Origin of the sequence: Rhizobium sp. BK251 (genome assembly GCF_004345245.1) — a bacterium.
Lineage (GTDB): Bacteria > Pseudomonadota > Alphaproteobacteria > Rhizobiales > Rhizobiaceae > Rhizobium.
Genome location: NZ_SLUQ01000005.1, coordinates 155,485 through 166,673, shown reverse-complemented (window position 1 = coordinate 166,673; position 11,189 = coordinate 155,485). Strand labels below are relative to the sequence as shown.

Annotated in this window: 13 protein-coding genes; 4 read left to right on the top strand and 9 right to left on the bottom strand. The window is 61.6% G+C overall.

Annotated features, from left to right (window positions below):
- Nucleotides 1–7 precede the first annotated feature (7 nt).
- A complete protein-coding gene (locus EV286_RS13595) occupies nt 8–1,024 on the top strand; it encodes a class I SAM-dependent methyltransferase (protein WP_132957678.1) in 1,017 nt (338 codons plus the stop codon).
- Nucleotides 1,025–1,035: 11 nt separating this feature from the next.
- Here the strand turns inward: EV286_RS13595 and EV286_RS13590 are convergent, their stop codons facing one another.
- The 4 genes from EV286_RS13590 to fabA form a co-directional block, all read right to left on the bottom strand.
- Entirely contained in the window at nt 1,036–1,488 is a 453-nt protein-coding gene (locus EV286_RS13590; RefSeq protein ID WP_245500703.1) for a GFA family protein, read from the bottom strand.
- 87 nt (nt 1,489–1,575) lie between these two features.
- A complete protein-coding gene (gene fabI, locus EV286_RS13585; protein WP_132957676.1) occupies nt 1,576–2,382 on the bottom strand; it encodes an enoyl-ACP reductase FabI in 807 nt (268 codons plus the stop codon).
- 4 nt (nt 2,383–2,386) lie between these two features.
- Nucleotides 2,387–3,616: a beta-ketoacyl-ACP synthase I gene (gene fabB, locus EV286_RS13580; RefSeq protein ID WP_132957675.1), complete on the bottom strand. Its 1,230-nt coding sequence runs from the start codon at nt 3,614–3,616 to the stop codon at nt 2,387–2,389.
- 60 nt (nt 3,617–3,676) lie between these two features.
- Nucleotides 3,677–4,192 (bottom strand): 3-hydroxyacyl-[acyl-carrier-protein] dehydratase FabA, encoded by a 516-nt coding sequence (gene fabA, locus EV286_RS13575; RefSeq protein ID WP_132957674.1) that lies wholly within the window; start codon nt 4,190–4,192, stop codon nt 3,677–3,679.
- A gap of 309 nt (nt 4,193–4,501) precedes the next feature.
- Between fabA and irrA the strand changes: the two genes are divergently transcribed.
- On the top strand, nt 4,502–4,921 hold the full coding sequence (gene irrA / locus EV286_RS13570) for an iron response transcriptional regulator IrrA (RefSeq protein ID WP_132957673.1): 420 nt from the start codon (nt 4,502–4,504) through the stop codon (nt 4,919–4,921).
- A 12-nt stretch (nt 4,922–4,933) separates the two neighbouring features.
- Here irrA and EV286_RS13565 read toward each other — a convergent pair whose 3' ends face one another.
- Nucleotides 4,934–5,572 (bottom strand): trimeric intracellular cation channel family protein, encoded by a 639-nt coding sequence (locus tag EV286_RS13565; RefSeq protein ID WP_132957672.1) that lies wholly within the window; start codon nt 5,570–5,572, stop codon nt 4,934–4,936.
- 150 nt (nt 5,573–5,722) lie between these two features.
- On the opposite strand from EV286_RS13565, the gene EV286_RS13560 reads away from it, so the two are divergent.
- Entirely contained in the window at nt 5,723–6,196 is a 474-nt protein-coding gene (locus EV286_RS13560; RefSeq protein WP_132957671.1) for a hypothetical protein, read from the top strand.
- Between the two features lie 12 nt (nt 6,197–6,208).
- Here EV286_RS13560 and EV286_RS13555 read toward each other — a convergent pair whose 3' ends face one another.
- The 4 genes from EV286_RS13555 to EV286_RS13540 form a co-directional block, all read right to left on the bottom strand.
- A complete protein-coding gene (locus EV286_RS13555; protein WP_132957670.1) occupies nt 6,209–6,997 on the bottom strand; it encodes a YdcF family protein in 789 nt (262 codons plus the stop codon).
- 86 nt (nt 6,998–7,083) lie between these two features.
- On the bottom strand, nt 7,084–7,806 hold the full coding sequence (locus tag EV286_RS13550; RefSeq protein ID WP_132957669.1) for a YoaK family protein: 723 nt from the start codon (nt 7,804–7,806) through the stop codon (nt 7,084–7,086).
- A gap of 163 nt (nt 7,807–7,969) precedes the next feature.
- Nucleotides 7,970–8,902, bottom strand: a complete 933-nt coding sequence (locus EV286_RS13545) for a glycosyltransferase family 8 protein (RefSeq protein ID WP_132957668.1) — start codon at nt 8,900–8,902, stop codon at nt 7,970–7,972.
- Nucleotides 8,903–9,022: 120 nt separating this feature from the next.
- Nucleotides 9,023–9,916, bottom strand: a complete 894-nt coding sequence (locus EV286_RS13540) for a sterol desaturase family protein (RefSeq protein WP_245500716.1) — start codon at nt 9,914–9,916, stop codon at nt 9,023–9,025.
- 400 nt (nt 9,917–10,316) lie between these two features.
- Between EV286_RS13540 and EV286_RS13535 the strand changes: the two genes are divergently transcribed.
- A complete protein-coding gene (locus EV286_RS13535) occupies nt 10,317–10,997 on the top strand; it encodes a hypothetical protein (protein ID WP_132957666.1) in 681 nt (226 codons plus the stop codon).
- The last annotated feature ends 192 nt before the right edge of the window (nt 10,998–11,189 follow it).

Below are 11,189 nucleotides of genomic sequence, written 5' to 3'. Positions count from 1 at the left end.
AGAGACCATGAGCCGCGAGACGCTGAAAACCCTGTTCCACCCCTTTGCCAGCGACACCGTCACGCCGCCCGGCGAAGGTGAGCGCGTGCTCTTCCTCGGTGCCGAGGCGGGATTTATGCTGCCCGAGGGCTTTGCGGCATCGCTGCATGCCGTCCAGGGGCTGAGGCCGCTCTACCGCCAGCTGGAGGCGCAGCGCGTCGCCACGACGCCGACGACGGAAGGCGACGACTATGATGCGGCTTTGGTGCTCTGCACGAAGCACAAGGGCGAGAACGAGGCCAATATCGCCCGCGCACTGGCGCGCGTGAAGGTCGGCGGCCTCGTCCTGATCGCAGGCGCAAAGGAGGACGGCATCCAGCCGCTGCGCAAGCGTATGGAGCAGCTCGGCCTCGATATCGAGCACATGCCGAAGTATCACGGCATCGCCTTCTGGTTCGGTCGACCGGAGGCAATCGACGACCTCGTCGCCAAGCTGGAAAAGGCACCCGTACGTGTCGACGACCGCTTCATGACGACGCCCGGCATGTTCTCCCACGATCGTATCGATGCAGGTTCCGAGCTTCTGGCTTCCCGCCTGCCGAGCGAGTTCACCGGCGATGTTGCGGATTTCGGCGCCGGCTGGGGCTATCTTTCCGCGGAACTCGCCCACAGGTCGCCGCAGCTTTCCCGCCTTGATCTCTACGAGGCCGACTTTGCGTCGCTGGAAGCCGCCAAGGCCAATCTTGCCGCGGACGCACCAGGCATCCACGCACGCTTCTTCTGGCACGACCTCGCCGGCGAGCCGGTCAAGGACAAGTACGATCTCGTCATCATGAACCCGCCCTTTCATGAGGCCCATGCCGCGGAACCTTCGCTCGGCCAGGCAATGATCAAGACGGCCGCATCGGCGCTTCGTGGCGGTGGTCGCCTGCTTCTGGTCGCCAATCGTGGCCTGCCCTACGAGCCGGTCCTTGCGGCGAATTTCAAGGAGAGCGGCGAGACCTGCCGCAATGCCCGCTTCAAGGTGCTCTGGGCGAAAAAATAACGGGGATGCAGCTATAATTCGTCGGACGGGCGATCGCTGAGGGCAACGTATTTCAGGACGCCGACAATCGACGCGCCCTTGTTCCCGCCGCCGTCCGACGGATGTGAAACGCCGTCATTGACGGGGATCTCGGCGAAGTCGAATGGACTCATGCCCTCGAGGCAGGCAACGTTGACGCCATATTGGCTCGGGTCCGAACGGCGCTGGTGATACGTGTAGATGCCGCATTTCGAGCAGAAATAGTGCTTCGCGGTCATCGTGTTGAACTGATAGAGCGTGAGTGTTTCCTCTCCGCTCAGCACCTCGATATCCCCAAACTTCGCTGAAACGGCGACGGCGCCGCGCATGCTGCAGTAGGAGCACGTGCATCTGCGTGCCGTGGCAAGTCCATTGGCCAACCGGACGCGGAAGCGGACCGTGCCGCAATGGCAGGCTCCGTTCAGTTTATCGCCTTCTCCGCCCACCGAACCTCCCAAGGTCATGCCTGCAAATCTGCGACATAGCCGCAAGGGACCAGCCGGCGCCTGCGCCGGCTGGTCCCACGCTACCATTTACTCGACATCGGCCTTACGCAGGGCTTCCAGCGTCGGCATGGAGGTGATGTTGTAGCCGGCGTCGACGAAGTGGATTTCGCCGGTGACGCCTTCGGAAAGATCGGAGAGCAGGTAGAGCGCGGAATTGCCGACCTGATCGATCGTTACCGTCTTGCGCAACGGCGAATTGAGCTGGTTCCAGGACAGGATCGCGCGAGCATCGGAAATCCCGGCGCCGGCCAGCGTGCGGATCGGGCCTGCGGAAATCGCGTTGACGCGAATGCCGCGCGGACCATAGTCGGCGGCCAGATAGCGCACGGAAGCCTCCAGCGCCGCCTTGGCGACGCCCATGACATTGTAGTTCGGAATGACGCGCGTGGAGCCGTTATAGGTCAACGTCAGCATCGCACCGCCGTCTTCCATCAGCGGCGCACAGCGCTTGGCTATTTCCGTGAAGGAGAAACAGGAGATCACCATCGTCCGGCTGAAATTCTCACGCGTGGTATCGGCGTAGAGGCCTTTCAGCTCGTTCTTGTCAGAAAAACCGATGGCATGGACAACGAAATCGAGCTTGCCCCAGCGCTCCTTGATTGCGTCGATCGTCGCATCGACGGAAGCGACATCCTCGACATCGCAAGGCAGGACGAAATCGGAGCCGACCTCGGCGGCGAGCGGCTTCACGCGCTTGCCGAGAGCATCGCCCTGATATGTGAATGCAAGTTCCGCGCCCTGGGCAGCGAGCGCCTTCGAAATTCCCCAGGCTATCGAATGGTTGTTTGCGACGCCCATGATGAGGCCGCGTTTACCCTGCATGATTGCCGTCATATTATTATCCGTTGAAGCGCTGGAATACGAGCGTGGCGTTGGTGCCGCCGAAGCCGAATGAGTTGGAGAGGGCAATGTCGATCTTGGCATTGTCGATGCGGCTGCGGACGATCGGGACGCCTTCGAATTCCGGATCGAGCGTGTCGATATGCGCGCTTTCGCCGATGAAGCGTTCCTGCATCATCAGGAGCGCGTAGATCGATTCCTGCACGCCGGCCGCGCCGAGCGAATGCCCGGTCAGCGACTTGGTCGACTGGACATGGGGCATCTTCTCGCCGAAGACTTCGCGGATCGCGCCGATCTCCTTGCTGTCGCCGACCGGAGTCGACGTTCCGTGGGTGTTGACGTAGTCGACCTCCCCTTTCACGGTCGCAAGCGCCTGGCGCATGCAACGTACCGCACCCTCGCCCGACGGAGCAACCATGTCGTAGCCGTCCGAAGTCGCGCCATAACCGATGATCTCGGCATAGATCTTGGCGCCGCGCGCCTTGGCATGCTCCAGTTCCTCGAGAACAAGAACGCCGGCGCCGCCGGCAATCACGAAGCCGTCACGATCGACATCATAGGCACGCGAAGCCCGGTCCGGCGTCGCGTTGAACTTGGAGGACATGGCGCCCATGGCATCGAAGAGGTTCGACATCGACCAGTCGAGATCCTCGTGGCCGCCGGCAAACATCACGTCCTGCTTGCCCCACTGGATCATTTCCGCGGCATTGCCGATGCAGTGCGCCGAAGTCGAGCAGGCAGAGGAAATCGAGTAGTTGACGCCGTGGATCTTGAACCAGGTCGCGAGCGTGGCCGACGCCGTCGACGACATGGCCTTCGGCACGGCAAACGGGCCAATGCGCTTAGGGCTGTGGTTCTTCTCGGTGATCTCCGCAGCTTCCACGATCGTGCGCGTCGAGGGACCGCCGGATCCCATGATGATGCCGGTCCGCTCGTTGGTGATGTCGCCTTCTTCCAGACCGGAATCGGCGATTGCCTGCTTCATCGCGACGTGGTTCCACGCACCGCCCTGCGAAAGGAAGCGCATCGCCCGGCGATCGACCATGTCTGCAAGGCTTGCCGCATCGAGCCGCGGCTTGCCCCATACCTGGCATTTGAAACCATGCTCGGCGAAATCCGGAGAGAAGGAGATGCCAGACCTGGCATCGCGTAGGGAGGCGGTGACTTCATTGGCATCGCTGCCGATCGAAGAGACAATACCCAGACCCGTGACAACTACCCGTCTCATATGTTGGACCTTTTCCTTGTTATCTTTGTCAGCACACCGGCCTGCCCAGGCCGGCGGCGATCACTCGGCCTTTTGCTGGAACAGGCCGACGCGCAGATCGGTGGCTTTGTAGATCTCCTCGCCGTCGGCCTTCATCCAACCGTCGGCAATGCCGAGCACGAGCCGGCCGCGCATGACGCGCTTGAAGTCGATCCCATATTCCACAAGCTTGGTCTTCGGGGTCACCATGCCGGTGAACTTGACCTCCCCGGTCGAGATCGCGCGGCCCTTGCCGGGTTCACCCAGCCAGCCAAGGAAGAAGCCCGTGAGCTGCCACATGGCATCGAGGCCGAGGCAGCCCGGCATGACCGGGTCTCCCATGAAGTGGCAGGGGAAGAACCAGAGATCGGGCGTGATGTCGAATTCAGCCCGGACGAAACCCTTGCCGTTAGGTCCACCATCTTCGGAAATCTGCGTGATGCGGTTGAACATCAGCATGGGAGGCAACGGCAGTTGCGCATTGCCCGGACCGAACATTTCACCCCGGCCGCAGGTCAGGATTTCCTCATAGTTGAAGCTGGATTGTCTCGTCGTCATTTAAACTCTGTTTCCCCCGTACAATGCCGATGGATGTGAACGTTTAGTCGAAGATCGGCAGAAAATGAAGCATAAGCATGGCTTACTTCATGGCCGCCACCGATAGTCAGTCAAGACTGCACGCCGCTATGTGGTGGTCGCATACAGGAAGGCCAAGGCCTCTTCCAGTGGCAAATGCGGCAAAAGCCCGAAATTCAGGCTTTTGGACGATCCTTGCGCTTATCGGCGCTATTGAAACACATCAAAGCAAAAGTTATATGGCTAAGGAAGGATATCTCTGTCGCGACGCGAAACCAGGAGTTCGTCTGCATGACGGCTGAAGCCAGGATCGGTATAGAAGCAAGGCTGCGCAAAGCAGGCCTTCGGCCGACAAGGCAGCGCGTGGCACTCGGCGACCTGCTTTTTGCCAAGGGCGATCGCCATCTCACCGTCGAGGAACTGCACGAGGAAGCGGTCATCGCCGGCGTTCCCGTCTCGCTCGCAACCGTCTACAACACGCTGCACCAGTTCACGGAAGCGGGGTTGATCCGTGTGCTCGCGGTAGAGAGCGCCAAGACCTATTTCGACACCAATGTCTCCGACCACCACCACTTCTTCGTGGAGGGGCACAATCATGTGCTCGACATTCCGGTCAGCAACCTGACCATCGACAACCTGCCGGAACCGCCGGAGGGCATGGAAATTGCCCATGTCGACGTCGTCATCCGCCTGCGCCAGAAGCGCCGCTGAACTCCACTCCCTTTATTTCATGACATCATCCGGGTGGCGTCCCGGCATGTGCTTGTAGGTCGGAAAAGTCCATCCGAACCATAGCGCGCCACCGCGCACGGCAAAAGCCGCGATGATACCGAGGCCCGACGCCAGGAAGAGCGGCATGCCGAGCGCATTTGCGCCGGTGAAGACGCCCGCGCCGATCAGCGCGGCAGTGATGTAGATTTCCGGCCGCAGGAGCACGGAAGGCTCGTTTGCCAGGAGATCGCGCAGCACGCCGCCGAAAGTCGCCGTCAGCGTGCCGGTCACGATCGCGATCGTCGGGGAGCCGGTGGCCGCCAGGCCCTTGGCCGCGCCCATGACGGAATAGGCGGCAAGCCCGACCGCATCCAGCCATAGCAGCAGGCGATAGCGCGACTCCACGAGATGGGCGGTGAAGAAGGCCACGACGCCGACGACGCAGCAGATGACGATATAGAGCGGGTTCAGCACCCAGAAGACGGGAACCCGCCCGAGAACGATGTCGCGCAGCGTGCCGCCGCCCGTGCCGGTCACTGCCGCGAAGAACAGAAATCCGATCAGGTCGAGCTGCTTGCGCGATGCCGCGAGCGCGCCGGTCGCCGCGAAGAGGGCGACGCCGGCATAATCGAGATAGGCAAGCAGGGACATGCGGGAACTCCGGAGGTCGGCGCGGGAGAAGGGCGATTTCGCCGGAAATGAATCATGACCGCAAGGGCGGCGCAAGCGCCATCGCCTTATATGCACGGCCAGTAAAGCCGCACCGACCACGCGGCCGCGCGCCACCTGAGGACATTTCCCGTGAAACCGCTCCTGACCGTCATCCTGAACGCCTTCCTCCTCCTCGCCTTGCCTGGCGTTTCGCCGGCACAGCAATCGCTGATCAGCGATCCCGAGATCTACGAGAAGAAGCATTTCCAGGAGCAATGCACGACGGCGGAATTCGGCAGCGGCTACGTGATCCGCCAGGACATCAACAATGATGGCATCATCGACGCGGTCGTGAACGAAGGCGTCCTGACCTGCGACGGCGAGAAAGGCCCGCAGTGCAACGATGACGGTTGCCCCTACAATTTCTACCTGCAGGTCAAGGAAGGCGGCTACTTCATGGTGGCGACGGCCCAGATCTACGGCTACGACTTCATCCAGCGCTTCGGCAACATGGTGCTGGTCCTGAAGATGCACCCGCGCTTCTGCGACCGGACCGACAGCGAGCCCTGCCAGATGACTGTACGCGTGCGCGGCACGAAATTCGTCACGATCTCCAGGAAATAAGCCGCCAACCGCCTATTGCGGATAGAGCGCCGACGTGCGGCCGGCGAAATAGTATCCGACCAGCCCCATCCATTCGCGCACGGCCGTCGCCATCAGCTGGGTGTTCAGCTGCGGCTGCGTGAAATCGAGACCGAGCCGGACGATGCCGCTCGTGCGATAATCGGTCGGCCAGGGCGTCACCTCGATGCCGAGCTTGCGGAACAGGCCGATCGAGCGCGGCATGTGAAAGGCCGAGGTGACGAGCAGGCAGTTCGACAGACCCTGGCTCGCCAGCAGATCCTCGGTATTGACCGCATTTTCGAAGGTCGTGCGCGACTGCGTTTCCTTGACCAGCCGATCCGGCGCGATGCCGAAGGCTGCAAAGAAGCGTGCCGAGGCGGCCGCATCCCCCTCGTAGCTGCCCGTGATCGAACCGTCGCCGCCGGACACGAGGATCCGCGACTGCGGGAACTTCTCCGCAAGCCGCAAAGCCTCGACGAAGCGGTCGGCGGCGCCGTTGAATTCGATGCCGCCGCGCGCGGTGGTCACTTCTGTCTCGAAGGCGCCGCCCAAGACGATCATGCAACGCACGTCGGCGGGATCGCCGGCAGGCCGCGCAATGCGCTCCTCGAGGCCCTGGAGGAGGTAGGAGCCGATCGTCGTGTAGAGCGTCAGGAACAGGATCACCGACGAGATGCCCGCAAAAACGACGCCTGTCGCCCGATAGCGGAAGAGCCCCGCGAGGAATGCGAGGAGCACGAAAAGGAAGGCAAGCGAGAGCGGCTGGCCGAATATCCAGACCAATTTTGATATCAAGAACAAAGACGGACCTCAGCAATCATCCCGACCGACCGGCTCTGCCTATCAGATTCGCAGCGACAATTGGCAGGAGTAATGCCTGCGCGAGGTCATTTTGCCTGTTGCAGGACGACCTTCCGAGGCGGAGCGCCATGGGCAAAGCGGCGCTCGAGCGGCCGGGGAATGAGGATCGTCGCGGCGGCCACGCCGAGCGTGACAAGCGCAACCACCCACAATGCGAGCGCGCCCACGAGGTGCGTCAGGATCGCGCCGATGATCGCACCCGTCAGCATACCCGTCCAGGGCACGATCTGGATCGCCCAGTCGACGCGGCGATCGCCGATGATCCAGCGCCCGATACCGCGCCCAAAGCGCGAGAGGGCGCCCGTGACATAGGTGAGGCCGATCGGCAGGCCCTCGATATGTTCCACTGCGGCATTCACCATGCCCATGGCCAGCACGATCATGTAGAACTGCGGCAGCAGCAGTGCCGGCCCATGCAGCATCGAGGCGACGAAAAGCAGCAGGCTGACGCAGCCGAGGACCACGAAGATGCGGCGGCGGGAGACATGCGCAAGCACGATGCCGAGCGCATTGCCGCCGATGAAGGTGGCGATCGCGCAGAGCAGCACGATCCCGTGCCGGTAATCCCCGGATCCGAAGGCAAGCGCGGCGCGCGTCGTGTTGCCGGTCATGAAGGACACGAAATCGCCCGCGAGCATCAGGCCCACGGCATCGGTCATGCCCGCGATGAAGGAAATGGCCGCAACCAGAGCCAGACCGGTGACCTTGCGTCTGGTCTTGATAATGCGGCGTCGTCTCTGTCTCGTCATGAATGCCAACCAGCGGAAGCGGCGCCGACCCATGCGCCGCCTGAAGTCTCTCGGCTTCGCAAGATATCGGTACCGCGCCCGCCGTCAAATCACATAGACGGCGGCGGCGAACAAACGCCGTGAGCGGGCCCGGCGACGGGCGGCCGAGGCCCCTCCAAGGCCACTACTGTCGGCCGAAATGGCGGCGCGCGCTCGCGATCTTGGACGGCATCGTGACGTGGCCCGAAAAATGCGACAGGAAGCTCTTCGTCCAGGCCAGAACGGTCGGCCGTCTGGAGAACCGCTCCCAGGCGGAGCCCTGCAGCGCGCGCTGGTAATAGGCCTTCATGGCGCGGTGCGGCCACGGGGGAATATCCTGCCAGGGTTTCTTCCTGCCGGTAAAATGGACGATAGCTGGCTTTCCGACGAAGGGCAGGATGCCGGTCTGGGCATTCCAGCGCAGCGGAAGCGCCAGCCAATTGTCCTCGAAAGCGATGTTGAGGACGTCCTGATCATGTGCGTCGAAGCGGTTCGGCTCCTTCTCGAAAGCCTCCCTCGCCCTTCCGACGAGATCCCGGTCGAGGCATTGCTGCCAGTCGAGGAGCAAGACGCCGGCATTGAAATAGCGCCCGCCCCGGCGAGTTCCGATCTTCTGCTGCCGCCGGCCGATCTTTTCGGGAAAGGCCATCAGGTAGTCGTCGACTGCGGCAAGGGCCTTGCCCTGCATGTCGACGCGGAAGAGTTCGTCGAGCGGTGCAACGGCAATCGTATCCGCATCGACATAAAGCAGGCGCTGGATATCGCGCGGCACGTGCCGGTCGAGATAGAGCCGGGCGAGAGTCGCCCGCGACCAGCGCCCGAAGGATTCCCTGTCATACTCCGCGGTCTTGTAGGGCAGTATCTCGATCGTCATCGCATGGAGCCGGCCGAAGGACTCGACTTCGGCGACCTGCGCCTCGCTGAGGTCGATTGCCAGGAGAAAGAGACGTGCGTCGACGGCGACAAGATTCTCATGCACGGACAACAGCGCGCAGCACGCGGCCGGCAGCATATTGGCATCCGAGCACGCTATCACGCCGAACGACGGCGGGTTCTGACCGGGGGCACTTTCAGACATCGTGGGCTCACTGGGTTTGACGCGTCCCGGCTTCGCCGGTCCAGGCCGGTGAACGCCGCATCCATGGTGTCGCCTTTCCCATTGAAGCAGGGGCGAGTCAAGCGGACGGCGGCCTGAAGTTCACTTGTCCTTCTTTGGCGCGCGGCCGAGGATCTGCCTGGCGCCTTTCGCAGAAAAGGGCTGGGCGAATTGGGCGAAGAAGCCCTTCGCGATCTTGCCGCTGATGCCGATATCGACCGGCGAAGGGCGTGGCGGATTGTGATAGGTGCCGAACAGCTGGTCCCACAGCACGAGGTTTTCGCAATAATTGGTGTTGCCCTCTTCCAGGCGCCTGGAATGGTGCCAGCGGTGCAGACGCGGCGTGCTCAGCACCCAGTCGAGCGGACCGGTCCTGACATCGATATTGCAGTGGGTCAGAAGCCCGATGAATGCGGTCACCGCGCCAATCCAGAGGAATACCGGCAGAGGAGCGCCGAGCAGATAGAGCGGTGTCTGGCTCATGGCGATCTTCAGCAACGAATCGACGAGATGGAAGCGGCCGGTGTTGATCACCCACAGGCGCTCGACGCTGTGATGCAGGGCATGGAACCGCCAGAGGGCGAGGTTTTCATGCGCCAGGCGATGGGCGATGTAGAGCCCCAGTTCCGCGATGGCCAGCCCGAGCACCACCTGAAGGAGGAGCGGCCAGAAATCCGGCCAGATGTGGAGCGGCGAGGTGAACGACGGCTGCACGACCGTCGCCAGCGCCATGGGAAAGGATGTTCCGATCGCCGCCGCAATCTGGACGACACCCTTGCTCAACAGCGTATGGGCAATATCGTTGAAGGTTTCGCCATCCTTCCGCAGCCATGTCTGCTCATAGGGCATGATGCGCTCGAAGATGGCGATGAGGATGACCACCGAGAGATAGACGACATTGAACCAGAAGAGCGACCAGTGCGTCTGGAAGGCAAAATAGCTGCCAAGCAGGCCGAGACAGAACAGCCCCGGCCACAGCAGGCATGAGGCAGCCATGTAGAGGCGCGAACCGCCGCGGACCGCCACGCCTCTATTTTCGGAATCTGCGATTGAATATTCCGTGGGCGCCATCTGACAACTTTTGAACGGAAAGACCCGCGCAGATTGCCGGGACGGCACGAGGCCGTCAATATGCTGCTTTGGGATGGGGACTTAGACGTACATGCAATCGAGGGGCCTTGAGCGGAGCCGCAATGCTAAGACTTGTGTCCGACCTGTGTAATCGAGCCGAGACGTTGGCGGAGATTATCTAAATACCAGCGCCGTAGTAGAGTCTCCGAAGAGAGGTTGATTCGAAGGTGCTGTAGTGGAATTTGACGACTACATTGACGCCACTGAAGGCAACTTCATGTTGCGACTTAGCCGGCTGACGTGAGCCGGCCAAGGGGGCGCTATCTTGAAATATCTTAGTGAGCTTTACCGGGCGGTTGGGGGCAGGCTCGTGGCCATCCCCGGCGCACTTAGCTTCCTCTTTGCGGCAACCGCCTTTCTACGGGGGCGCGTTCCGTTCCTATCGTGGCTTCCGGCCGTCCCCAGTGTTGACACAGTACCTCTATGGGTCTTGTTACTTCTCTCGCTTGTGCCTCTTTGCTCCTGGGCGCTGGTCGGCCTGACCGTCAACGCAGTACGCCTGCGAGAGCGGCTTGAAGCACTGGACGCCGCGTGGGACCGGAGCGGTCGTGACCTAGTGCCGTTGCGCGATGCGATGGAGGCCATCATCGAAAGCCTCAGCGACCAATGGGGACAGCAGCTTTCAACGGCGCAACGTCAGCGCAAGGCCGCAGCCAAGATAAGGCAGATCGGCCACGAGAACCAAATTCCGATATGGGGTCTCCAGTTGCTCGACGATGACAACAAGCAGGCGTTTCAGGAGCATCTGGTACAGATTCCGCCTCAAGCATGGAAGCGTATTATGGTGGATGTGGAAGCGGTTTTTGGTCGGGTCTCTACACCGGAGGCTCCCGTCCTTCAAACTGTCGAGGACCCCGCGTTTGCCCTGTCTGTCGATGTTCCCGAGCTATATGGCGACTTGAGAGTGAAGGCAGCCAGTATCAAGGCCGCCTTTCCCAAGTTGTAGAAGGGAACCGCCCCTATCTCACACGTTAGCCAAGATCGATTTCCCTTGCCGCTTCCCGAATACGCTGGTCTTGGAAGCCATGACTCGAGTTGAGAGCGCAGGCTGATTCCGGAGCTTGAACCACTTGCGTGCCGACGCGGGTGACGCTTGGTCAGAATGAAAATGAGTAGTCGCTGTAAAGCGTTGATCTAA

Bases quoted from the DNA above. Each gene is read 5' to 3' on its own strand.
- EV286_RS13595 (WP_132957678.1), top strand. From the start codon at position 8: ATGAGCCGCGAGACGCTGAAAACCCTGTTCCACCCCTTTGCCAGCGAC.
- fabI (WP_132957676.1), bottom strand. From the start codon at position 2,382: ATGACGGCAATCATGCAGGGTAAACGCGGCCTCATCATGGGCGTCGCA.
- fabB (WP_132957675.1), bottom strand. From the start codon at position 3,616: ATGAGACGGGTAGTTGTCACGGGTCTGGGTATTGTCTCTTCGATCGGC.
- fabA (WP_132957674.1), bottom strand. From the start codon at position 4,192: ATGACGACGAGACAATCCAGCTTCAACTATGAGGAAATCCTGACCTGC.
- irrA (WP_132957673.1), top strand. From the start codon at position 4,502: ATGACGGCTGAAGCCAGGATCGGTATAGAAGCAAGGCTGCGCAAAGCA.
- EV286_RS13565 (WP_132957672.1), bottom strand. From the start codon at position 5,572: ATGTCCCTGCTTGCCTATCTCGATTATGCCGGCGTCGCCCTCTTCGCG.
- EV286_RS13550 (WP_132957669.1), bottom strand. From the start codon at position 7,806: ATGACGAGACAGAGACGACGCCGCATTATCAAGACCAGACGCAAGGTC.
- EV286_RS13545 (WP_132957668.1), bottom strand. From the start codon at position 8,902: ATGTCTGAAAGTGCCCCCGGTCAGAACCCGCCGTCGTTCGGCGTGATA.
- EV286_RS13540 (WP_245500716.1), bottom strand. From the start codon at position 9,916: ATGGCTGCCTCATGCCTGCTGTGGCCGGGGCTGTTCTGTCTCGGCCTG.